The sequence below is a fragment of the Nocardioides candidus genome (genome assembly GCF_041321175.1).
Lineage (GTDB): Bacteria > Actinomycetota > Actinomycetes > Propionibacteriales > Nocardioidaceae > Nocardioides.
Window position 1 is genome coordinate 58,694 of the sequence record NZ_JBGGWC010000001.1, and the last position, 22,314, is coordinate 81,007.

23 protein-coding genes are annotated in these 22,314 nt (G+C 72.2%); 9 read left to right on the forward strand and 14 right to left on the reverse strand.

What is annotated here, in order from left to right; all coding sequences use genetic code 11:
* Window positions 1-12: 12 nt before the first annotated feature.
* Both hisC and ACAX67_RS00270 read right to left on the reverse strand, forming a co-directional pair.
* Window positions 13-1,083, reverse strand: coding sequence for a histidinol-phosphate transaminase (gene hisC, locus ACAX67_RS00265; RefSeq protein WP_370701806.1), 1,071 nt, complete (start codon window positions 1,081-1,083; stop codon window positions 13-15).
* A 10-nt stretch (window positions 1,084-1,093) separates the two neighbouring features.
* Window positions 1,094-2,008 carry a dimethylarginine dimethylaminohydrolase family protein gene (locus ACAX67_RS00270; RefSeq protein ID WP_370701807.1) on the reverse strand — a complete coding sequence of 305 codons (915 nt, stop codon included), beginning with the start codon at window positions 2,006-2,008 and terminating at the stop codon, window positions 1,094-1,096.
* A 107-nt stretch (window positions 2,009-2,115) separates the two neighbouring features.
* On the opposite strand from ACAX67_RS00270, the gene ACAX67_RS00275 reads away from it, so the two are divergent.
* From ACAX67_RS00275 to icmF, 4 genes are all read left to right on the forward strand, one after another.
* On the forward strand, window positions 2,116-2,799 hold the full coding sequence (locus tag ACAX67_RS00275; RefSeq protein ID WP_370701808.1) for a GntR family transcriptional regulator: 684 nt from the start codon (window positions 2,116-2,118) through the stop codon (window positions 2,797-2,799).
* Between the two features lie 13 nt (window positions 2,800-2,812).
* The gene (locus tag ACAX67_RS00280; RefSeq protein WP_370701809.1) at window positions 2,813-3,211 is read left to right on the forward strand and encodes a phage holin family protein; all 399 of its coding nucleotides are present in this window, start codon (window positions 2,813-2,815) and stop codon (window positions 3,209-3,211) included.
* Entirely contained in the window at window positions 3,208-3,723 is a 516-nt protein-coding gene (locus ACAX67_RS00285) for a low molecular weight protein-tyrosine-phosphatase (protein WP_370701810.1), read from the forward strand. The genes ACAX67_RS00280 and ACAX67_RS00285 overlap by 4 nt, the downstream gene beginning before the upstream one ends.
* A gap of 92 nt (window positions 3,724-3,815) precedes the next feature.
* The gene (icmF, locus tag ACAX67_RS00290; protein WP_370701811.1) at window positions 3,816-6,977 is read left to right on the forward strand and encodes a fused isobutyryl-CoA mutase/GTPase IcmF; all 3,162 of its coding nucleotides are present in this window, start codon (window positions 3,816-3,818) and stop codon (window positions 6,975-6,977) included.
* Here the strand turns inward: icmF and ACAX67_RS00295 are convergent.
* Genes ACAX67_RS00295 through ACAX67_RS00315 form a run of 5 tightly spaced genes read right to left on the reverse strand, consistent with a single transcriptional unit; the run spans window position 6,974 to window position 10,151 of the window.
* The gene (locus tag ACAX67_RS00295; RefSeq protein WP_370701812.1) at window positions 6,974-7,303 is read right to left on the reverse strand and encodes a hypothetical protein; all 330 of its coding nucleotides are present in this window, start codon (window positions 7,301-7,303) and stop codon (window positions 6,974-6,976) included. The genes icmF and ACAX67_RS00295 overlap by 4 nt on opposite strands.
* A complete protein-coding gene (locus tag ACAX67_RS00300; RefSeq protein ID WP_370701813.1) occupies window positions 7,300-7,464 on the reverse strand; it encodes a hypothetical protein in 165 nt (54 codons plus the stop codon). Before ACAX67_RS00300 ends, ACAX67_RS00295 begins: the two co-directional genes overlap by 4 nt.
* Window positions 7,461-9,026, reverse strand: coding sequence for a radical SAM protein (locus tag ACAX67_RS00305; RefSeq protein ID WP_370701814.1), 1,566 nt, complete (start codon window positions 9,024-9,026; stop codon window positions 7,461-7,463). The genes ACAX67_RS00300 and ACAX67_RS00305 overlap by 4 nt, the downstream gene beginning before the upstream one ends.
* Window positions 9,023-9,763 carry a prolipoprotein diacylglyceryl transferase gene (locus tag ACAX67_RS00310; RefSeq protein ID WP_370701815.1) on the reverse strand — a complete coding sequence of 247 codons (741 nt, stop codon included), beginning with the start codon at window positions 9,761-9,763 and terminating at the stop codon, window positions 9,023-9,025. Before ACAX67_RS00310 ends, ACAX67_RS00305 begins: the two co-directional genes overlap by 4 nt.
* Window positions 9,764-9,809: 46 nt before the next feature.
* Window positions 9,810-10,151, reverse strand: coding sequence for a YrdB family protein (locus ACAX67_RS00315; protein ID WP_370701816.1), 342 nt, complete (start codon window positions 10,149-10,151; stop codon window positions 9,810-9,812).
* A gap of 40 nt (window positions 10,152-10,191) precedes the next feature.
* Between ACAX67_RS00315 and ACAX67_RS00320 the strand changes: the two genes are divergently transcribed.
* Window positions 10,192-11,388 (forward strand): flavin monoamine oxidase family protein, encoded by a 1,197-nt coding sequence (locus tag ACAX67_RS00320; protein ID WP_370701817.1) that lies wholly within the window; start codon window positions 10,192-10,194, stop codon window positions 11,386-11,388.
* Here the strand turns inward: ACAX67_RS00320 and ACAX67_RS00325 are convergent.
* The 5 genes from ACAX67_RS00325 to ACAX67_RS00345 are packed head-to-tail and all read right to left on the reverse strand — an operon-like array spanning window position 11,381 to window position 17,073.
* Window positions 11,381-12,361 carry an alpha/beta fold hydrolase gene (locus ACAX67_RS00325; RefSeq protein ID WP_370701818.1) on the reverse strand — a complete coding sequence of 327 codons (981 nt, stop codon included), beginning with the start codon at window positions 12,359-12,361 and terminating at the stop codon, window positions 11,381-11,383. The genes ACAX67_RS00320 and ACAX67_RS00325 overlap by 8 nt on opposite strands.
* Complete coding sequence (locus ACAX67_RS00330; RefSeq protein WP_370701819.1) at window positions 12,358-13,818, reverse strand: wax ester/triacylglycerol synthase family O-acyltransferase; 1,461 nt, start codon at window positions 13,816-13,818, stop codon at window positions 12,358-12,360. The genes ACAX67_RS00325 and ACAX67_RS00330 overlap by 4 nt, the downstream gene beginning before the upstream one ends.
* Entirely contained in the window at window positions 13,818-15,452 is a 1,635-nt protein-coding gene (locus tag ACAX67_RS00335) for an AMP-binding protein (protein ID WP_370701820.1), read from the reverse strand. Before ACAX67_RS00335 ends, ACAX67_RS00330 begins: the two co-directional genes overlap by 1 nt.
* On the reverse strand, window positions 15,449-16,255 hold the full coding sequence (locus ACAX67_RS00340) for a lysophospholipid acyltransferase family protein (RefSeq protein WP_370701821.1): 807 nt from the start codon (window positions 16,253-16,255) through the stop codon (window positions 15,449-15,451). The genes ACAX67_RS00335 and ACAX67_RS00340 overlap by 4 nt, the downstream gene beginning before the upstream one ends.
* Window positions 16,252-17,073 (reverse strand): alpha/beta hydrolase, encoded by an 822-nt coding sequence (locus ACAX67_RS00345; protein ID WP_370701822.1) that lies wholly within the window; start codon window positions 17,071-17,073, stop codon window positions 16,252-16,254. The genes ACAX67_RS00340 and ACAX67_RS00345 overlap by 4 nt, the downstream gene beginning before the upstream one ends.
* A gap of 159 nt (window positions 17,074-17,232) precedes the next feature.
* On the opposite strand from ACAX67_RS00345, the gene ACAX67_RS00350 reads away from it, so the two are divergent.
* The 3 genes from ACAX67_RS00350 (at window position 17,233) to ACAX67_RS00360 (ending at window position 18,284) form a co-directional block, all read left to right on the forward strand.
* Window positions 17,233-17,400: a hypothetical protein gene (locus tag ACAX67_RS00350; RefSeq protein WP_370701823.1), complete on the forward strand. Its 168-nt coding sequence runs from the start codon at window positions 17,233-17,235 to the stop codon at window positions 17,398-17,400.
* A gap of 64 nt (window positions 17,401-17,464) precedes the next feature.
* On the forward strand, window positions 17,465-17,761 hold the full coding sequence (locus tag ACAX67_RS00355; protein WP_370701824.1) for a type II toxin-antitoxin system VapB family antitoxin: 297 nt from the start codon (window positions 17,465-17,467) through the stop codon (window positions 17,759-17,761).
* 4 nt (window positions 17,762-17,765) lie between these two features.
* The gene (locus ACAX67_RS00360) at window positions 17,766-18,284 is read left to right on the forward strand and encodes a LytR C-terminal domain-containing protein (protein WP_370701825.1); all 519 of its coding nucleotides are present in this window, start codon (window positions 17,766-17,768) and stop codon (window positions 18,282-18,284) included.
* On the opposite strand, the gene ACAX67_RS00365 is transcribed toward ACAX67_RS00360, so the two are convergent.
* On the reverse strand, window positions 18,251-19,018 hold the full coding sequence (locus ACAX67_RS00365; RefSeq protein ID WP_370701826.1) for a hypothetical protein: 768 nt from the start codon (window positions 19,016-19,018) through the stop codon (window positions 18,251-18,253). The genes ACAX67_RS00360 and ACAX67_RS00365 overlap by 34 nt on opposite strands.
* Window positions 19,019-19,137: 119 nt before the next feature.
* On the reverse strand, window positions 19,138-20,655 hold the full coding sequence (locus ACAX67_RS00370; RefSeq protein WP_370701827.1) for a potassium/proton antiporter: 1,518 nt from the start codon (window positions 20,653-20,655) through the stop codon (window positions 19,138-19,140).
* A gap of 115 nt (window positions 20,656-20,770) precedes the next feature.
* Between ACAX67_RS00370 and ACAX67_RS00375 the strand changes: the two genes are divergently transcribed.
* Window positions 20,771-22,270, forward strand: coding sequence for an FAD-binding protein (locus ACAX67_RS00375; RefSeq protein ID WP_370701828.1), 1,500 nt, complete (start codon window positions 20,771-20,773; stop codon window positions 22,268-22,270).
* Window positions 22,271-22,314 lie beyond the last annotated feature (44 nt).

Here is a 22,314-nt window from a genome sequence, read left to right on the forward strand (position 1 = left end):
TGGGTCGATCAGTCAGGCGGGTGGTTCGAGCGTCTGCAGCAGGTCGACGAGCCGATCGGTCGCCTCCGGCTCCCCGACGCTGACCCGCACGCCCTCGCCGGCGAAGGGCCGCACGGCCAGGCCGGCCTCCCCCGCGGCGGCGGCGAACGCGGCGCTGCGCTCCCCCAGGGCGAACCAGACGAAGTTGCCCTGCGGGTCGGGCACCGACCATCCCGCGGCGACGATGCCCTCGACCATCCGCGCGCGCTCGTCGACGAGGGAGTCGACCCGGGCCTGCAGAGCGTCCTCGCTCGCCAGGGACGCGACCGCTGCCGCCTGGGCGACCGATGAGACACCGAAGGGCAGCGCCACCGCGCGGAGCGCGCCGGCGACGTCCGGGTGGGCGACGGCGTACCCGACCCGGAGACCGGCCAGGCCGTAGGCCTTCGAGAAGGTCCGCATCAGGACCACGTTGGGGTGGGCGCGGAGCAGGGCCGGCCCGTCGACCGGGTCGGCCATCCGCACGAACTCGAGGTATGCCTCGTCGACGACGACGAGGACCCGGTCGGGCACCGACGCGACGAAAGCGGCGACCTCGCTGTGCGTCAGCGCGGGGCCGGTCGGGTTGTTCGGCGTGCAGACCAGCACCACCTTGGTGCGGTCGGTGATCGCCGCCGCCATGGCGTCGAGGTCGTGACGGCCGTCGGCGGTGACGGGCACCTTCACGCCGGTCGCGCCGGAGGCCGTGATCGCGATCGGGTAGGCCTCGAAGGACCGCCAGGCGTGCACGACCTCGTCGCCGGGTCCGCAGTAGGCGGTGAGGAGGTGGTAGATCGAGGCCACCGAGCCGGTCGCTGCCGCGAGCTGGTCCGTGCCGACCCCGAGCCGGGTCGCGAGCGCGTCGTAGAGCGCGACGCAGCCCATGTCGGGGTAGCGGTTCATCGCCGACGCCGCCTGCTCCGCGGCGCCGAGGACGCCCGGCAGGGGCGGGTAGGGGTTCTCGTTGGACGACAGCTTGTAGGCGGTCAGCCCGGGACGGGCCGGCGGTGGCTTGCCCGGGACGTACGGCGGGATCTCGCGTACGTGCGGCAGGGGCTCGAGCATGGGATCGACCCTACGCGGCGGGGAGGTCCTCCGAGGGCGGCAGGAGGACCCGTCCACCGGCCACGGGCTCGAGCTCGCGGCCGATCGTGATGTCGAGCGGGTTGGTCATGCACCGGATCGAGCCACCGCCGAGGTGGAACTCCGTCACGTCGACCAGCACGACCTCGAAGCCCCAGGCCTCGAGCTGCTCGCGCACGTGCGGCGGGCATGCGGGCATGACGACGGTGCGGCCGATCACGACGGAGTTGGCGCACAGCGTGCCGATCGCCTCCTCCTCGGAGATCACGATCGGCTCGGGCACCAACGCCAGCAGCGCCTCGGCAGAGGCCGGGTCGAGGGCGTCGGGGCACACGATCGCGCGCCGCTCGTCGAGCGGGCAGAAGGCGAGGTCGAGGTGGTACATCCCCGGGTGCGTGATCCGCAGACCGCGGACCCCGATCCCGAGGTCGGTCGCCAGGTGCTTGAGCGCCAGCTCGTCGGTGCGCGGCCCGACGCCCACGAGCAGCTCGCCCCCGAACGGGAAGGCGTCGCCGGCCTCGAAGTGCGCGCCGACGCCGTCGCGTCCGACGTACGACGTCGTGAAGCCCTGGCCCGCGAACCACTCCCGGGCGCTGGGCGTCTCGTTGCGGCGCTGCGGGAAGCGCATGTGGGACATGACCACCTGGCGGCACACGCCCTCGGCCTCGGGGCGCACCAGCGCCAGACCGAGGTTCATCGCGTAGACCATGTCGGGGCTGTCGGCCCGACCGGGGATCACGTCGACCGTCGCGCCGGCCGCGCGCAGCGCCTCCACCAGGGTCTCCCACTGGAGCGTGGCGCGGGCGAGGTCGGGCTGCACGGCCGGATCCATGAAGGGGTTGATGGCGTAGTCGATGCGGAACTGCGACGGCTCGACCATCGCGTAGTGACGACCCCAGCTCAGCACTGTGTGGCTCCCCTCTGGATCAGGTCTCGGCGGCGAGAAATAATTGTCTGACAATCTGACAATGGTCAGAGCATACAGGCATCCGCCGGATGCGCGAGAATGGGCGCATGCCTGCGCCCCCAGCACGCTTCGACTCGCTCAGCGTCGAGCACGCCTCGACCGTCGAGCGGGTGACCGCCGAGCTGCGGCGGGCCGTCTTCGAGGGCGAGGTCGAGAGCGGCACGCCGCTGCGCGAGATCGCGCTCGCGGAGTCCCTCGGGGTCTCCCGCCCGACCGTCCGGGAGGCCCTGCGCGCTCTGGTCGCCGAGGGTCTCGCCACCCGTGAGCCCAACCGCGGCGTCACCGTCGCCACGCCCCGCGCGGAGTCGGTCCGCGACGTCTGCGCGGCGCGCTGGGTGCTGGAAGGCGCCGGCATCGAGGCGTGGGCGGCGGCCGACGACGACGCGCGCAAGCGGGTCCGGCAGACGCTCGAGGCCTACACGACCGCTGTTCGCAGCGGCCGGGCCTCCTACGAGGAGCTCAACGAGCGCCACCTCGCCTTCCACGTCTCGCTCGTCGAGCTCACCGGCAGCCCACGCCTGGTGCAGATGGCCGAGAGCCTGATGGACGAGCTGAAGCTCGCACTGGCGCAGGTCGACCGCGTGCGACGCAACGCCCACGACCAGGCGGAGTCGCACGAGGCGCTGGTCCGGCTGCTGGAAGTCGACGACGTCGCGGCCGCCCACGAGTTCCTGCGCCACCACATCGACGACGCCGCCGACGAGATCGTCGAGGCGCTCGCGCTGACCTGACAGACTCCGCGTCATGGTCGAGTTCCTCGCCCGCTGGGCGATCACCAGCATCGCCCTCGCGGCGGCCGCACAGGTCATGGACGGCATCGGGTTCAACGGACCCGACCACGGCCAGGCCGAGCTCGAGCACAAGCTGGTCCCGCTCCTCGGGGTCGCCCTCGTGCTCGCCGTCGTCACGGCCCTCGTGAAGCCGGTGCTGGTCGTGCTGTCCTTCCCGCTGATCCTGCTCACGCTCGGGCTGTTCCTCATCGTGGTCAACGCCCTGCTGCTGCTGATCACCGACTGGCTCGCCGACCTCCTCGACGTCGGCTTCCACGTCACCGGCTTCTGGCCGGCGGTCGGCGGCGCCATCATCATCAGCATCACCACCTGGGTCCTCGACGCGATCGTCGGCGTCGAGGAGAAGGAGTGACCCCGGCCCTCCCCGCACCGCGGACGCCGGGTCGCTACCGCATCGCGCTCGTCTGCCTCGGCAACATCTGCCGCTCCCCCATGGCCGACGTCGTGCTCTCCGAGCGGGTCGCCGCCGCCGGCCTCGGCGCGTCGGTCGAGGTCGTCAGCGCCGGCACGGGCGACTGGCACGTCGGGGAGCCGATGGACGAGCGCGCCGCCGTACTCCTGACGAAGGAGGGGTACGACGCCTCGGCCCACCGCGCCCGTCAGGTGGACCCCGCGTGGCTGACCGACAACGACCTGCTGCTCGCGATGGACAGGCAGAACCTGCGCGACCTCCGAGCGCTCGGCGGCGCCGGCGCCGGCGCCGACCCCGAGCGGGTGCGGCTCTTCGGCGACTTCGACCCGCGGGAGCCGGGCGCCGAGGTCCCCGACCCCTACTACGGCGGGGACGACGGGTTCGCCGAGGTCCTCGCGATGGTCGAGCGGACCGCCGACGCGCTCGTCGCCGCGCTGCGCGACCGGACGTGACGGGGATAACACCGGCTCGATTGGCTATTTAGTTGGATGTCCTACTATTTTGCTAGGACGTCCTACTAAATCGCCGACTGAACGAGGTGACCATGGTCCGCGAGCCCCTCCACTCGCCCACCAACCCCATCCGGCTGGTGACGGCCTCGAGCCTGTTCGACGGGCACGACGCCGCCATCAACATCATGCGGCGCATCTTCCAGGCGCAGGGCTGCGAGGTGATCCACCTCGGCCACAACCGCTCGGTGGCGGAGGTCGTCGAGGCGGCGCTGGAGGAGGACGTCCAGGGCGTCGCGGTGTCGTCCTACCAGGGCGGCCACGTGGAGTACTTCGAGTACCTGGTGCAGCAGCTGCGCGACCGCGGCGCCGGGCACGTCAAGGTCGTCGGGGGCGGCGGGGGCGTCATCGTGCAGGACGAGATCAACCGCCTGCGCGACTCCGGCGTGACCATCTTCTCCCCCGAGGACGGCCAGCGGATGGGCCTGCCCGGGATGATCAACTCCGTGGTCCGCGACTGCGACCACGACCTCTGGGTCGCCGGCGCCGCGAGCGCCGACGACGTGCTGGCCGGCGGACGGACCGCGCTCTCCCGGATGATCACCGGCATCGAGACCGGCCAGGTCGACGAGGCGGAGCTCGCGCGGCTGCGCGAGGCGGCCGCCTCCCGCGAGGTCCCCGTGCTCGGCATCACCGGCACCGGCGGCAGCGGCAAGAGCTCGCTCACCGACGAGCTGGTGCGCCGGATCAGGATGGACCAGGGCGACCGGCTCCGCGTCGCGGTGCTGGCCGTCGACCCGACCCGCCGCAAGGGCGGTGGCGCCCTGCTGGGCGACCGGATCCGGATGAACAGCCTCGACCTCGACGGTCCGGGGCTCAGCCGCGACCAGGTCTTCTTCCGCAGCCTCGCCACCCGCGGTGCGCACGAGCTGCCCGAGCACCTCAGCGACGTCATCACCGCGACCAAGGCCGCGGGCTTCGACCTCGTCATCGTCGAGACCCCGGGCATCGGCCAGGGCGACGCCGCGATCCTGCCCTACCTCGAGGGCCGGGGCACGAGCCTCTACGTCATGACGCCGGAGTACGGCGCCGCCTCGCAGCTCGAGAAGATCGACATGCTCGACTTCGCCGACGCGGTGGCGATCAACAAGTTCGAGCGACGCGGCGCGCAGGACGCGCTGCGCGAGGTGGCCCGCCAGCTGGTCCGCAACCGCGAGGCCTTCGGCCAGCGACCCGAGGACATGCCGGTCTTCGGCACGTCGGCGGCGACCTTCGACGACGACGGCGTCACCGCGCTCTACCAGTTCCTCCGTGACGAGCTTGCCGGTCACGGCCTCCGCGTCGGCGGGAGCAGCCTCGCGCCCGTCGACCACAAGCTGTCGACGCGCATCCAGCAGGTGCTGCCGCCCGAGCGGGTCCGCTACCTCTCCGAGATCGCGGGCACCGTCCGCGACTACCACGCGACCACCGACGAGCTGGTCGACCAGGCCCGTCGCGCGCAGCGGTTCGCCGTCGTCGCCGCCGAGGTGCCCGAGGCCAAGGAGCTCGCCCAGCAGGCCGTGCACGCGCTGCCCGACGCGGTCCGCGACCAGCTGGAGTCCTGGCCCGAGGTGAGCGCGCGGTACGCCGAGGACGCCGGCCGCGAGTCCCTCTCCGGCAGCCGCATCCCGCGGGTCGCCGTACCCCACTTCGACGACCACGGCGAGCTCGTGCGCTTCTGGCGGCGCGAGAACCTGCCGGGCTTCTTCCCCTACACGGCCGGCGTGTTCCCCTACAAGCGCGAGAACGAGGACCCGGCGCGGATGTTCGCCGGCGAGGGCGACCCGTTCCGCACCAACCGGCGCTTCAAGCTGCTCGCCGAGGACCAGCCGGCGACGCGCCTGTCGACGGCCTTCGACTCCGTCACGCTCTACGGACGCGACCCGGCCGAACGGCCCGACATCTACGGCAAGATCGGCACGTCCGGTGTCAGCGTCGCGACGCTCGAGGACATGAAGGCCCTCTACGACGGCTTCGACCTGACCTCTCCGACGACGTCGGTGTCGATGACGATCAACGGCCCGGCGCCCACGGTGCTCGCGTTCTTCCTGAACACCGTGATCGACCAGGCGCGCGAGAAGGGCATGGACCCCGAGGAGGCGCTGCGCACGGTGCGCGGCACCGTGCAGGCCGACATCCTCAAGGAGGACCAGGGCCAGAACACCTGCCTGTTCTCCACCGAGTTCTCGCTGCGGTGCATGGCCGACATCCAGGAGTGGTTCATCGAGAAGGGGGTCCGCAACTTCTACTCGGTCTCCATCTCCGGCTACCACATCGCCGAGGCCGGGGCGAACCCCATCAGCCAGCTCGCGTTCACCCTCGCCAACGGCTTCACCTACGTGGAGTCCTACCTGGCGCGGGGCATGGACATCGACGAGTTCGCCCCCAACCTCTCCTTCTTCTTCAGCAACGGAATGGACCCCGAGTACACGGTGCTCGGCCGCGTCGCCCGTCGCATCTGGGCGGTCGCGATGAGGGAGCGGTACGGCGCCAACGACCGCTCGCAGAAGCTGAAGTACCACGTGCAGACCTCTGGTCGGTCCCTGCACGCGCAGGAGATGGCGTTCAACGACATCCGCACCACCCTGCAGGCGCTGTGCGCGATCTACGACAACGCCAACTCGCTGCACACCAACGCCTACGACGAGGCCGTCACCACGCCCACCGACGAGTCGGTGCGCCGGGCGCTCGCCATCCAGATGATCATCAACCGCGAGTGGGGCCTCGCCATGAACGAGAACCCGCTGCAGGGCTCGTTCGTCGTCGACCAGCTCACCGACCTCGTCGAGGAGGCCGTGCTCGCCGAGTTCGACCGGATCTCCGAGCGCGGCGGCGTGCTCGGCGCGATGGAGACCGGCTACCAGCGCGGCCGCATCCAGGACGAGTCGATGCTCTACGAGCACCGCAAGCACGATGGCTCGCTGCCGATCATCGGGGTCAACACGTTCCGCAGCCGGGAGGCCGAGGACGGCACGCCCGAGCACGTCGAGCTCGCCCGCGCGACCGAGGACGAGAAGCGCTCGCAGCTCGACCGGGTCGAGACGTTCCGCGCGACCAACGCCGACGCCGCCGACGCCGCCATCGCGCGCCTCAAGGAGGCGGCCACCAACGGCGACAACGTGTTCGCCGTGCTCATGGACGCTGCGCGGGTCTGCTCCCTCGGCCAGGTCACCGAGGCCTTCTTCGAGGTCGGGGGCCAGTACCGACGCAACGTCTAGGCGGACTCCTGGCTGAGCAGGTAGATGAAGCCGGCGCAGATCCCACCGAGCACGATCATCGTGAGCGCCGCTCCGATCAGGATCCCCACCCCCCAGGGTCGGGTGGCGGGCCTGAACAGGAGCGGGACCGGGATCAGCAGCGGCAGCAGCAGGCCAGCGATGATGCCGATCGCGATCGGGGTGTCGCTGTAGTCGTTGCTCTGGGTCGACGCCGACCCACCGACGACCACGCCGAGGAACGGGCACCCGACGGCCAGGATCGGGCCGATGACGAGCCCGCCCAGCAGGTATCCGAGGACCTTGTTGGTCTTGTCAGGCTGGTTCACCGCAGCCACCACACCCCTCCGACGACGAGTCCCACCAGCAGCAGGGCCAGCAGCAGAACTGCGGTGATCCGGGTGCGGCACCAGTAGCGGTGGGCACACGCATCGGCTCCGTCCGCCGACGGCACCACCCGCTGCGGCTCGACCAGGCGCGGATCGCTCATCGACCCACCGCCGTCGACAACCGCGTCCGCGACAGCGGGGCCCACGCCTGCAGTGCGCAGAAGGGCGCGCACTGGTGGCCGCCGTCCTCCTGGTTGACCGTCGCGACGTGCACGCAGCACTGGGTGAGCCGCTCCTCGATCATCGTGTTCATGTCCATGAAGGGCTTCACGGTGACCCGGAGCACCCGTTCGCCCAGCAGCCGTCGCAGGCGCTGGTGCTGACCGGGTAGCCGCGCCGACGCCAGGGTGGCCAGGGTGCCGATGCCGAGGTCGCAGTGGGTGCAGATGTCGCGCCAGATCGTGGCCATCGACGGGTGGCTGAGGCTGGACTGCTCCGACAGCAGGTCGAGCAGCGAGTCCTTCACGATCGTGCGCATCGCCGCGGGGATGGTGTCGTCGGCGATCCGGTTGGCGAGGAGGTCCGGTTCGAGGTCGAGCCACTGCCTGAGCCGGTCGTGGCCGATGAGGGACACCAGGGAGCGCCAGCTGCCGGAGTCGTCCTTGAGGAGGTAGCCGACCGAGCAGCAGTGCGGGTGGCTGCACGGCAGCGCCGTCAGGTCGCGCCACGTCACGAGACCTGCGGTCTGCTCACCGAGGCGGGCGAGGACGCCGGTGTGGGTGAGCCGGTCCAGGGGGTCGATCCCGGCGCTGCGCCCACTGCCGAACACCGGCTGGACCGTGACCCCACCGACGTACGGCGTGTCCAGCGCGCGCTTGAGGACGAACCCGATCTCGTCGTCGTTGACGCCGAGCGCGGCGGTCATGGTGAGGGTGGTGAAGATGCCGCGCGAGGACAGCCGGTCGATCGCGACCTCCTTGAAGCGGCGGATGTCCGCACCACGGTGGTGGGTCGATGCCTCGGCGGAGTGGCCGTCGTACTGCAGGTAGACCTCGACGCGCTCCCGGTGCCGGGTGAGGAGGTCGAGCAGCGCGTCGTCGCGGGCGACGAGCAGCCCATTGGTGTTCACCAGGATGCGGACGACCGGCCTCCGGGCGACCTCGTCGAGGAGCTCGGCCAGCCACGGGTAGAGGGTCGGTTCGCCGCCGGACAGCATGAGGACGTCGATCCGGCCGTTCTCGCGGGACAGCCTGGCGTCGATCGAGGCGAGGACCCGGTCCAGCGGCGCCACGCCCGCACGGGCCGGTGCGGACTCGGCGAAGCAGGTGGGGCACTTGAGGTTGCAGTGGTCGAGCAGGTCCTCGAGCAGGATGCAGGTGTGCTGGGACTGCATCTCCGGCAGCCCGTCCTCGTAGGCCGCGGGCACGGGCTTGAAGTTGCCCGTGCGGTCCGGCGTGTGCACCTTGGTCGGCGCGGTCCACTGCTCGAGGTAGGCGAGGATCTCGGGGGACTCGTCGTAGAGCGTGCGGACCAGCCCGTGGACCTCGCAGCCACGCTCCAGCCAGACCCGGTCGTCCTGGATCGACAGCCAACCGGACAGTCGCCGGACCTCGGCGAGCGCCCGGTCCGGCTGCTCCTCGTGGCACAGCGGGCAGAACGCGTTGACGTAGCGGTGGACCCGGCCGTCCCGGAGGGGCATCCCCGGACCGCGACGCGTGCTCAAGCGGGCACCTCCGCCCCGACGGCCGGGCGCAGGCCACGGTAGGCGCCACGGTGCACCTGCACGCCGATCCGCAGCAGCACCAGCGGGATCGTGCAGAGCAGGAACAGCTGCGGACGCGTCAGGCCCATCCACGCGACCTCGTTGCCGCGGACGAACTCGACGAGGAAGCGGAACACGCCGTACGCAGCGACGTACCAGACGAACGTGGTGCCCGCCGGCAGGTCGGCGTGGCGCAACCACAGCCACAGGACCAGGAACGCCGCGAGGTGGAAGGCGATCTCGTAGAGGAACGACGGGTGCCGCCCGTGGACCGCCCACGGCAGGTCGGTCGGCGTGCCCGGCAGCTCGGTGAGGAAGCACCCCACCCGGCCGACCGCCATGCCGAGAGCCACGGCCGGCGCGAACAGGTCGCCGGTGCGGAACGGGTAGCGACAGATGCGCTTCGCGACGTGGACGCCGAGCCACGCTCCCACCAGGCCGCCGAGGATGGACCGGTTGCCGTAGAGCCACTGCTCGGCGAGCGTGGCGTTGTCACGCAGGTCGACGTGCTGGGCCCAGGTGCCGAGCCGCATCAGCAGCGCGCCGCCGACCAGGGCACCCGCGACGACGTAGATCAACCGCTCGTCGGTCTGTCCCCGGCGACGCGCCTCGGCCACGAACACCACCACCGCGACCGCGACCCCGAGCCCCACGAAGAGATCGTGGCTCGGCACCGGTCCGATCCGCTGCAGCAGCATGCGCCACATCCTCACACGACGACGTGTCGCACCGGAGGGGTCCGAGCTACTCCTCCACCAGCACGCGGACGGTGGGCAGGAGCGCCAGGGCGTTCACGACGACGGAGAAGACGAGGAACATCCATGCCCAGGTCTCGTGGCCGGAGTCCCACAGCGCCAGCGTGGCCAGCGTGAAGACGCCGGCCTTGGCGACGGGACGGGTGACCGGACCGCCGTAGCGGGCCTGCGGCGAGGCCATGAAGAACCAGCCGGCCATCGCGATCGCGGGGAGCGCCCACACGAGCAGCCACCGGGGATCGTGGTCCCACCCCCACACCCCGAAGGCGGCCATCGCGAGCAGCTCGTCGACGAACACCAGACCCAAGACCGTCCAACCGAAAATCGCCACGTGCAGATGATGCACCCCCGGCATCGGCCATGCTGGCAGGGTGCGGATCGGCGTGGTGGGTGCGGGGCTGGCGGGCATGGCGTGCGCGTGGACGCTCGCGCGCCAGGGGTACGACGTCGTGGTGCTCGAGGCGCGGGACCGGGTCGGTGGACGGACCTGGTCGACGGTGTTGCCGAACGGCGTCGTCGTCGAGCGGGGCGGGGAGTGGATCGACGCCGACCAGCACGTGATCCGGCGCGTCTGCGCCGAGCTGGGCCTGCCGCTCGCGCCGCACGGGGTGCGCTTCCACCGGCGACGCGTCGACGGCGCGGTGCAGAGCCTCGCTGAGCTCGAGGAGACCCTGACCGCGGTGGCCGCCCGGGTCCCCGAGGATGACTGCTCGGTGGCTGCGGCGTTCGCGGCGGCGATCGGCACCGCGTCGGGCGATCCTGCGTTCCTGAGGATCTGCACCTCGACGGCCGGCGACCCGAGCCGGGCGAGCGCGCGCTTCCACGTCGCCCGGGCCGAGGGTGCCCGGATCGATGCCGCGGCCCGGGTCGTGGGCGGCAACCAGAGCATCACCTTGGCGATGGCCGACGAGCTCGGCGGCCGGGTGCGGCTGTCGACGCCGGTCACCGCCATCGGGGTCGAGGGCGAGCGCGCCGTGGTGACCACCCCGGAGGACGTGCTGGTGCTCGACCGGCTCGTGGTCGCCGTACCCCTGGCCCTGCTGGACCGGCTCTCGTGGGATCCGGGCTTCCCGGACACCTGGCAGCGGGGCCTGGAGGGCCTGTCGACCGGGGTCGCGGTGAAGCTGTCGGTGCCGACCACGATCGGCGCGCCGCCCGACGGCGTGCAGCACCCGGGCCTGCCCTGGTGGTCCTGGAACTCGCTCGACCCCGGGGGCGATCTCGGGGTGGCTGCCGTCTCGTGCTTCGCGGGAGGACCGCTCGCGCGGGAGGCGCTGGCCGTGGACGACGGACCCGCCACCTGGCTGGCGGCGTTGGCGGGGCTGCGGCCCGACCTCGACCTGCTGGCCGACCAGGCGCTGCTGACCGACTGGGAGACGGACCCGTGGTCGTGCGGCGGCTACTCCTTCGTGCTCGCCGGGCGCGCGACGGACGCCTCCGCGCTCCTGCAGCAACCTCAGGGGCCCCTGGTCCTCGCAGGCGAGCACACCGCGGGCGCCGGCTCGGGGACGATGGAGGGCGCCCTGCGCAGTGGCCTCCGCGCCGCGGAGACCGTGAGCGCTACCTGACGGACCGCAGCGCCGGTCCGGCGGCCTGCTGGACGATCTCGTCGACGAGCGCGAGGAAGGCCGGCCTCCAGCGCTCGAGGTCCAGGATCAACGACACGTGCCCACCGGGCGACTCGCGCACCACCGCGTCGGGGATCCGCGCCGCCAGCTGCCGTTGGCGCTCCGTCGGGATCGCGTGGTCACGGGCGGTCACGAGCACTCCTGTCGGCACGTCGACGTCTCCGATCCAGGCGTTGGAGTCGAAGCGCCCGAGCTCGGCCATCACGACCGGGAAGGCCCACAGGCTGGTCGTGCGCAGCTCGGCGAGCGCCCAGTCGCGCAGCGCCATGAGGGAGGCCTCGTCGACGGGGAGCAGTGCCTCGCCGTGCCGGCGCACCTTGTCGGCGGCGATCGTCAGCAGACCGGTGTTGATCACGCGCAGCATCTGGAAGAAGACCCGCTCGCCGAGGTGTCCTTCCCAGTGGGACGAGGTCGAGCAGAGGACGAGACCGGCGACGCGCTCGGGATGGCGCTGCCACATCACCTGCGCGCTCGCGCCACCCATCGAGTAGCCCACGACGACCGCGCGGTCGATCCCCAGCGCGTCGAGCACGGCGGCACCGTCGTCGGCGCAGTCGTCGAGCAGGAACCGCGGCGAGCGGATGCCGCGACCGTGCCAGCGCTGGTCGAAGGTGACCACGCGGTAGTGCCTGCTGAGCTCGTCCAGCACGGTGAACCAGGTCAGCGGCCCCGTCGTGGCGATGCCGTGCATCAGGAGCAGGACGGGCGCGTCGGCGGTCGGCCCGGGGATGTCGAGCACGTGGGTGGTCCCGCGGCCGGGGAGGTCGAGCGGCCGGGCGGGCGGCGGGATCGGGACGTCGGGGGTCGCCTCGTCGGTCGCGGCCCGCAGCGTGCGCAGGGCGACCCGGCCGCCGAAGCGCGCCGCCCTGCCCCCGGCGCGAGCGGTGTGCCGGCCGATGGTCTTGAAGGTCATGCGCTCTCCTGGTCGTCGGCGGCGCTCTCGGCGCGCGCCTCTGCGCTGTCGTCGGGGTGGTCGAGCAGCTCCGCGAGCGCCGCGGGGAAGTGGGCGGCCAGCCGCTCGACGTCCGGGAGCAGGTCGGGGCAGGCGAGGAGGGAGAAGTTCATCCGGTCCATGTAGGACCACACCGTCATGTTGAGGCCGATGCCCTCGGTCAGCGGACCGACGCTGAAGACGTCGGCCAGCTGCGCGCCGGCGATCTTCACGCGCTCCCGCGGTCCGGGCACGTTGGAGACGATCGCGTTGAACGCGGCCGGATGGAACCGGGCACCGCGCAGCCGCGAGTAGGCGCGCACGGCTGCGGCGAACGGCGCCGGCGGCGCGAACTGCGACCAGTCCATCAGCGACGAGCCGAGCCGCTCGTTGATCGCCTTGGCGTGGCGGGTGGTGGTCGAGATGGCACGCAGCCGGGCGCCGGTGTCGTCGACGTCCGTGGCCAGCGTGGTGAAGAGGTTGGAGACGTTGTTGCCCATCAGCCGCGGCTCGATGTCGTTGGCGTCGAGCCCGACGGGCACGCCGGCGAGCAGCGAGCCGCGCGGGTGCTCGTCGTGCTCCTCCAGCCACCGGCGCAGCGCGCCGGAGGTCACCCCGAGCACGATGTCGTTGAGCGTGAGGCCGGCGATGTCGGCATGCGCGGCTCGCGCCCGCTTGAGGTCGGCGAGCGGCAGGGTGACGGTCGCGAAGGTCCGGCGCGGGGTGAGCGGTCCGTTGAACGACGTCCGCGGCGCGTCCCTGACCGGCATCGGCACCCGGGCGTCCATGCCGCGGCGGTAGCGGAGCACGGCGCGCAGCCTGCGCGCGGTGGTGGCGAGGAGGCCGGGGAGGTCGAGGAGCTGCCGGGCACCGTCACGCAGGGCGTGGCGGACGAGCAGGCTGTCGCTCGGGTCGTCGACCCCGTCGTGGTCCTCGCCGCGCACGCTCGCGCGCAGGTCGGTGGAGCTGACGTCCATGACGTTCGCCAGCATCGCGTTGGCGGCGAGCCCGTCGGCGAGCGCGTGGTGGATCTTGCCGACGATGGCGACCTTGCCGTCGGCGAGGCCCTCGCAGAGGTGCAGCTCCCAGAGGGGCACCGACCGGTCCAGCGGCGTGCTGCAGATGCGGCCGATCAGCTGCTCGAGGTCGCGCATGGTGCCCGCGCCGCCGACGTCGTGGCGGAAGAAGTGCCGCTCGGGGTCGATCCTGCGCTGCGTGACGAGGACCGGGTGGTGCAGCGCGAACGGCACCGGCACGACGCGGCGGCGCATCGGGGGCAGCAGCCGCAGCCGCTCGGTCATCTTCTCGACGAGGGTGTCGAAGGTGTTGTCGGTCGACGGCTCCAGCACCGCGATCTTCAGCGTGTGCATGTGCATCGACGGGGTCTCCATGTAGAGGAACCCCGCGTCGAAGCCCGACATCCGCGTGATGGAGGCCATCAGCCGGCCCCCGGCAGGTCGCGCACGACGACCTTGCCCGACGCGTTGCGCGGCAGCTCGTCGAGCAGCACGACGTCGCGCGGCACCTTGTAGCCCGCCAGCCGCGACTTCACGTGGCTCCGCACGGCGTCCGCGTCGACCGCACCGGCACTCTCCGGTACGACGTACGCCGCGAGCCGCTGCCCGAAGGACTCGTCGTCCACCCCGACCACCACGACCTCGCGGACCGCGGGCAGCTCGCCGATGGCTCGCTCGACCTCGACCGGGTAGACGTTCTCGCCGCCCGACACGATCATGTCGTCGTCGCGGCCCACGACGTAGAGCCGGCCGTCGGCGTCCATCCGCCCGACGTCCCCGGAGACCATGTAGCCGTCGAGCGACGCCTTCGTGTCGCCTGCGGTGTAGCCGTCGAACTCCGACGCGCCCCGCACGACGATCCGGCCGACCTCACCGACGGCGACGTCGACGCCGTCGTCGTCGACCAGCCGCACGCTCGTACCGGTCACCGGGCGGCCCGCCGTGTCGGGCGCGTGGCGGAGGTCCGCCGGCCCGGCGACGCTGATCTGCCCGGCCTCGGTGGCGTTGTAGCTGTTGTAGACCTTGTCCCCGAAGCGGTCCATGAAGGCCACCACGGCCTCCGGTCGCATCCGCGAGCCGCTGGCGGTGACGAACCGGACGCTGTCGAGCGAGTAGCGGTCGAGGACCGCCGTCGGGAGCTGCATGATCCGTTCGAGCATCACCGGGACGACGGCGATCCCGGTGGCCCGGTGCTCGTCGGCCATCGCCAGGGTGGCCTCGGGGTCGAACCTCCGGCGCAGCACCACGGTGCAGGCCATCGTCGCGCCGATCACGAGCTGGCCGAAGCCCCACGCGTGGAAGGTCGGGGCGGCCACGACGACCGTCTCCTCACCGTGCCACGGGATCCGCTCGAGCATCGCGGCGAGCTCGTCGGAGCCGCCGCCCCCGCGGTTGGCGCCCTTCGGGGTGCCGGTCGTCCCCGAGGTCAGCAGGACCACCCGGCCGGGGCGGCGCACCGGGGGCCGCCGGCCGCGGTGCCGGTCGATGAGCTGGTCGGTGGTGCGCAGCGCGCGCGGCGCGGTGGTCTCGTCGACCCACGCCAGCACCTCGGTCACGCCGGGCAGCCTTGCGCGGGCGTCGGCGACGAGACCGGCGAACTCCTCGTCGTACACGATCAGGGAGGCCTGCTCGCGCTCGAGCACCTCGGCGAGCTGCGGTCCGGAGAAGCCGGTGTTGAGCAGCAGAGCCGGCACCCCCAGCCGGCCGGCGGCGAGGAGTGCGTCGACGAAGCCGCGGTGGTTGCGGCACAGGATCGCGACCGACGTCGGCTCGCCCTCTGCGGCCGCGGCCAGCCCGACCGCGAGCGCGTCGGCCCGGTCCTGGATCTCGCGCCACGTGAGCGAGCCGCGCTCGTCGACCAGACCGATGCCCTCCGGCCGCCGGTTGGCGGCGAGCGCGAAGCCGGTCGTCGCGTGCGCGCCGTAGCGCCGCAGGATCCGCGCCATGCCGACGTAGCGGTCGGGGCGCATCGGCCCGATCATGCGGCTGCGGAGCAGGTGCCGGGTGGCCCACAGCTGCGTGCGCAGCGGGCCCCGGTCTGCCGTGGCGCGCGTCATCCCAGCACCGGGAACCTGCGCTGCCGGGCCAGCTCGTCGAGCGCGTCCTGCATCCGGGCGCGGACCAGCGCGTCGACCTCCGCGACGGTCTCGGCCTCGTCCTCGAGCCCCAGCTCCTCCGCGACCTGCGCCGGGTCGATCGGGTCGAGCACCTGGGTGACGATCTTGGTCGGCAGCGGGATGTTGCCGACGCCGGCCGCCGTCAGGCCGAAGGGGAAGCCGAAGGTGATCGGCAGCAGGTCGGTGCGCATCACCTTGCGCAGCGGCGACAGCCGGCCGAGCCACTGCCCGCGGGTCAGGTGGAACTGCGCCTCCTGGCCGCCGATCGAGACGACCGGGACGATCGGCACGCCCGCCCGGATGGCCGTCCGGACGTAGCCCTTGCGTCCCTCGAAGTCGATGACGTTGGCCTTGAGCGTCGGGCGGAAGACGTCGTAGTCGCCGCCGGGGAAGACCATCGTCACCGCGCCGGACGCGAGCACCTCGTGCGCGCTCGCGCGATCGGCGGGCACGAAGCCGAACTTGCGGAAGAGCGGACCGGCGGCACCGGTGAAGAGCATGTCGTGGGCGAGGCAGAAGAGCGGTCGCTCGGCACCGAAGGTGTCGGCGAACGCCACGGCGACGATCGGCACGTCCATGGCCATCAGCCCGCCGGAGTGGTTGCCGACCATCAGCGCACCGCCGTCGGGCACGCGATCGATGTCGCGCACCTCGGAGCGGAAGTAGCCGCGCATCGCCAGCTTCAGGAAGGGCAGCGCCTTGGCGATGTACGCCGGGTCGCGCTCGTCCAGGGGACCGGTCATGCCGCACCCCACTTGGCCAGCAGCGCCGCACGCCACGAGAACCCGCGCCACTCCGCGGGGTCCTGGCAGAGCCGGTCCACGACGACGTCGAGCACGAGCGGGTTGGCGACCATCCCGACGTGACTGCTCGGTACGACGACGTTCTCCGCCACCGGCTGCACCGACTCGTCCACGGCGCAGCCACGCCAGGGCACGATGCCGTCGGTCTTGGAGTAGACCGCCGTGCACGGCACCGGCACCGGCCCGCGCAGCAGCTCCATCATCGGCCGCGCCCGGTCGGACATGCCGTGCTTGCGCCGGGACCGCTCGAACATCGCGGTGGCGTGGGTCCGCTCCCCCTCGGCGCGCCACGGCGAGCCGAGGCACACGATCTGGCGGACGTCGTCGGGATAGGTGTGCGCGAGCCAGCGGGCGAGCACGCCCCCGAAGCTCCAGCCCACGATGCTCACCGGCTCGTCGTGCTCGGCGCGAAGCTGCTCGAACCGGGTGACCAGGCCGTCGATCCGCTCGTCGGTCAGGCCGATGTTGGCGCCCTGCGCCCAGCCGTGGGCGCGGAAGTCGTGGCGGGCGAGGTGGCCGCGCAGCCGGCCGGTCATCATGTCGGTGGCCTGGAAGCCGGGGACGACCAGCACGGGCCGTCCCTCGCCGCCGGGGCGGCGCGGCGCGACGAGGTCGACGGCGAAGGAGCTCGCGAGCTCGCCGACCAGCCGCGGCGCCTCGAGCAGCATCAGCGCGCGGTGCGGCGCCCCGCCGGGTCCACGGCTCGGACCGCGGTCCGTGCCGCCCTCGACGCTGTTCTCGCCCTCGAAGTCGTACACCCTGGTCTCCAAATCTAGAACACGTTCTACTTGTCGAGTATGGAGCAGACGGGCGCGCGCGCCAACCTTTCACGGATGTAAGCACGATCACGCACCCCGACACCGGTTCGTCACCTTCTCGTCACGGAAACCGCCCGAGCGGCCTGCACGCTGGACGACATGGACGAATCCACCTCCGCCGACACCGACCCGCGCCTCGAGCGACGGGCCCTTCTCCGCACCCGCCACGCGCGAGGCCTCACCCGACTGATGACCGAACGGGACGACCTGCGCGGCGTGCACGCGCTCGCCGACTTCGTCGACGACGCCGTCCGCTGGACAGCCTGACGGGAACGGGGCGGCAGGGTCCTCGGCGGAGGATTCCCGACCAGGGGCTCCTAGACTCCGACTCGTGATCTTCAAGCGCGTCGGGAGCGACCGGCCCTACCCCGACCACGGGCTGGGCTCGCGGGAGTGGGCCTCCGTGCCGCCGCGGCAGGTGCGCCTCGACGAGCTGATCACGACCAAGGACACGCTCCAGCTCGCGAACCTGCTCGACGAGGACTCGACGTTCTTCGGCGACCTCTTCGCCCACGTGGTGCTGTGGCACGACGAGCTCTACCTGGAGGACGGCCTGCACCGCGCCGTACGCGCCGCTCTCCAGCAGCGGAACGTGCTGCACGCCCGCGTCATCCGGATGGAAGACTGACGCGGTGGACACCAAGGCGCGCACCCGCTCGGCCGTGACCCTGGCCCTGCTCGCCCTCGTGTTCGTGGTCGGCGTCGCGTGGGCCTGGTCGTCGGTCACCGACCCCTTCCCGGAGAAGGCGGACGCGCCGGCCTGCACCGACGCGCCGGTGAACCGGGGCGACCGGATCACGCCCGGCGACGTGCTGGTCAACGTCCTCAACGGCAGCACCACCGAGGGTCTCGCGGGCGAGACGATGGACGCCTTGGTGCGCAAGGGCTTCAGCGAGGGAGCCAAGGGCAACACCAGCGCGAAGACCGGCGCGAGCGGCGCCATGATCTGGGCCGACGACCCGGACAGCACGGCGGCGAAGCTGCTCAAGGGCTACCTCGGCAAGGGCACCAAGATCGTGCAGCAGTCGACGGCCAACCCCGGGATCACCGTCGTGGTGGGCGAGGGGTTCCCCGGCGTCCGCGGCGGCAGGACGAGCATCAAGGCCACGAGCGACGGCTACGTGTGCAGCCCGCCCGCCCAGGCACCCTGAGACAGCGCGCGCGCTGACCGGCCGAAGCGCAGCATCATCGCCGCCGACGGCGTGACCAACCCGTTGGCATAGGTGGACATCCGCGAGGCCGACGTGCCGACGTGATGAGCGAAGTCCCGCTGGCTGCACCCGCTCAGCTCGATCAACCGGCAGATCTCGCGCGCCACCTCGCGTCGCTCGGCCTCCTCGAACCGGGCCCGGAACACCTGCGTGCACCACTCGACCGCCGCGACCGCCACCGTCAGGTCGGCGGCGCGCGCCAGCGAGCCGAGCAGCCCCACCTCGGGACCCCAAGGGTTCAGGGCGACCGGGGCCAGCGCTCGGCGCCACTCTGGGAGACCGCGGTCGTCGACCAGGGCGCGCAACCCTGCGACGTCACGGGGCAGGTCTGCGACGCGGCCGGGACGGAGGTCGTCGACCACGATCCGGAGCGCCGTGCGGCCGCACCCCGCGGCGGTCGCGCGGGCGACGCGGGCGCTGTCGCCGGCCTCCACCAGCCGACGCTCGATGCGCCCCGTGCGTGCGAGCTCGCGGCACAGCGCCGTCGCCAGCGGCAGGCCCGGGTCGGGGCCCGCCACCTCGTCGATCCGGCCACAGATCCGCGCCAAGCGCTGGCTGCCGAACCGACGTGCCAGCCGGGTGAGCAGCCGGAAGTCGTCGGCCTCACCGGCACCGCCGGCCACCCGCAGCCCCGCGGTCGTCGCGGCGACCCGGTAGGTGTCGCGCAGCGGCACCCGTTCCTTCGTCTCGATGGCGCTGACCCCCCAGTCAGCCGCGCGACGTCAGGTGCGCGGTCGGCCCCAGTCTCACCCCGCAGCGCGACCGGGCACAACGGCCCGGCCACGGACCGGGATCACCGCGAGCCGCCCGCCGCGGGGTCCGAGCCCAGCCACTGCGCGAGACGGCCTCCCAGGCTGACCTGGCGCAGCCGGCGCTCGGTCGACTCCCGGAGCTTGCGGGGTGTCACGACGAGCAGGTCGTCGCCATGGCGCAGCACGGTGCGTCGCTCCGGCACCAGCGTCTGGCCGTCCCGCACGATGAGGGCCACCGACGCGCCAGGTGGCAGCCGCAGCTCGCCGATCTCCACCCCGTGCAGCCGCGAGCTCGGGCTGATCGCCACCTGGAGCATGTCGGCCGCGACCCGGTCGAGCGGTGCGGCCTCGAGCTCGATGTCGCGTGGCTGCGAGCGGCGGGCCACCCGGAGCACCTTCGCGACCCAGGGCAGGGTCGGGCCGGTGATCAGGGTGTCGAAGACGACGAGCACGAACACGATGTCGAAGAGCAGGTCGGCCTTGTCCACCTGCTCCGCCAGCGGGATGGTGCTGAGCACGATCGGCACGGCGCCCCGCAGCCCCGCCCACGACAGGAACGCCAGCTCGCGCCACGCCATGCGTTGCGCGAGCGAGCTGACGAGCACCGAGAGCGGCCGCGCCAGCACGGTGAGGAGGAGGCCGGCACCGATCGCCATGACGACGGTGTGCCAGGTGATCCTGCCGGGCGACAGCAGCAGGCCCAGCATCACGAACAGGCCGATCTGCGCGAGCCAGGCAAGACCCTCCGAGAACGACCGGGTGACCGCGCGGTGGGGCAGCTCGCTGTTGCCGAGCACGAGCGCTGCGACGTACACCGCGGCGAAGCCGCTTGCGTGCACGGTCGCCGCGGCGCCGTACCCGATCATCGTCAGGCAGAGCACGGCGATCGGGTAGAGGCCCGAGGACGGCAGCGCCGCACGGCGCATCACCCAGGCCCCGCCGAAGCCGGCGGCGAGCCCCACGAGCACGCCGACCACCAGCTCGAACACCACGATCCCGACCAGCACGGCCGGATGGTGCTCGCTCGCCGCGCCGCTGGAGATGAGGGTGACGACCACGACGGTCGGGGCGTCGTTGAAGCCCGACTCCGCCTCGAGCGCGCCGGTGATGCGCCGCGGCAGCGGCACGACCCGGATGACCGAGAACACCGCTGCCGCGTCGGTCGGGGAGGTCACCGCACCGAGGAGGATGGCGAGCTCCCACGACATCCCCAACAGGAAGTGGGCGCCGACGGCGACGACGAGGATCGACACCGTGACGCCGACCGTGGCGAGCGAGAGACCGAGACGGACCGATGTCCGCGTCTCGCGCCAGTTGGTCGTGAGACCACCCTCGGCCAGGATCACCGCGAGCGCCCCGAAGCCGATCGCGTGGGCGAGCTCGGCGTCGTCGAAGCCGATCCCGATCACCGACTCGCCCAGCAGCACGCCCATGAGGAGGTAGACGAGCAGGCTCGGGAGCCCGGCCCGGGAGGAGACGCGCACCGCCAGCACCGCCAACAAGGTGACGGCCGACCCCACCAGCAGGAAGGAGTCGAGCTGGTGGACGTCGAAGGTCATCCGGGTGTCACCTCGGCGAGCGGTCGGGGCGCGGGTCAGCAGTCTATCGGCGTCGTGGTGTGCGGTCGCGGCGGACGGCCTCGCCCAGAACTGGAACGTGTTCTACATTTGCTCCATGACCGAGCCCGCCGGACTGGCGATCCCCGCTGCCGTCCCCGCCACCGACCTGCCCGCCGACACCGAGACGTACGACGTCGTCGTCGTCGGCTTCGGGATCGCCGGTGGCTGCGCCGCGCTCGAGGCGGCCCGTGCCGGCGCCCGGGTGCTGCTGCTGGAGCGCGCGGCCGTGCACGGCGGCACGTCGAGCATGTCCGGCGGCCACTTCTACCTCGGCGCGGGCACCGACGTGCAGCAGGCCACCGGGCACGAGGACTCGGTCGACGCGATGGTGCGCTACCTCATGGCCAGCACCAAGGACCCCGACGAGGAGAAGATCCGCGCCTACTGCGAGAGCTCCGTGGAGCACTTCGACTGGCTCGAGGCACTGGGGTTCCGGTTCGAGCGGTCCTACTTCCCCGGCAAGGCGGTGATCCAGCCCGGCACCGAGGGCCTGATGTTCACCGGCAACGAGAAGGTCTGGCCCTTCCGCGAGGACATCCCTCCGGCCCCGCGTGGCCACAAGGTGCCCGTGCCCGGCGACACCGAGGGCACCCGGATCGTGATGGACCTGCTGCGCGAACGGATCGACGAGGCCGGTGTCGAGGTGCGCTACGAGACCGGCGCGGCCCAGCTCGTCGTGACCGACGAGGGCGGGGTCGCCGGGCTCGCCTGGAAGAGCTTCGACGCCACGGGGTTCGTCCGCTCCGACGCGGTCGTCATCGCCGCAGGCGGGTTCGTGATGAACGCCGACATGGTCGCCCGCTACACGCCCGCCCTCGGCTCGAAGCTCTTCACCCTGGGCTCGACCTACGACGACGGCCTGGGCATCCGGCTCGGCCAATCGGTGGGCGCGGCGCTGGAGAACATGGAGGAGCCCTTCATCACCGCGCCGTTCTACCCGCCGTCCTCGCGGTGCAAGGGCCTCATCGTCAACCGCGACGGGCAGCGCTTCGTCGCGGAGGACAGCTACCACGCGCGGACGTCGTACCACGTCCTGCAGCAACCGGACGCCGTCGCCTACCTCATCGTCGACAGCGAGCACCTCGGCGAGGACCACATGCCGTTGGTGCCGCTCAAGGACGGCTACGAGACGGTCGAGGAGATGGAGGCCGGCCTGGGCATGCCCGCCGGTTCGCTGGTCGCCACCGTCGAGCGCTACAACGAGCACGCCGCGGCCGGCGAGGACCCCGACTTCCACAAGCACCCCGACTGGCTGGCGCCCCAGACCGCCGGCCCCTGGGCGGTGCTCGACCTCTCCCTCGGCGTCGCCCTCTACGCCGGCTTCACCATCGGCGGCATGGCCACCACCGTCGACGGCGAGGTGAGGCGTTCCGACGGCTCCGTCGTCCCCGGCCTCTACGCCGCCGGGGCCTGCGCCTCCAACATCGCCCAGGACGGTGCGGGCTACTGCTCGGGCACCCAGCTCGGCGAGGGGTCGTTCTTCGGGCGCAGGGCTGGGGTTGCGGCGGCGGCGCGGGCCGCGCGCCGCGCGACAGTTTCACCGTCCGGACGGTGAAACTGTTGCTGGGACGACGCAATTGCATCGTCCCAGCGACAGTT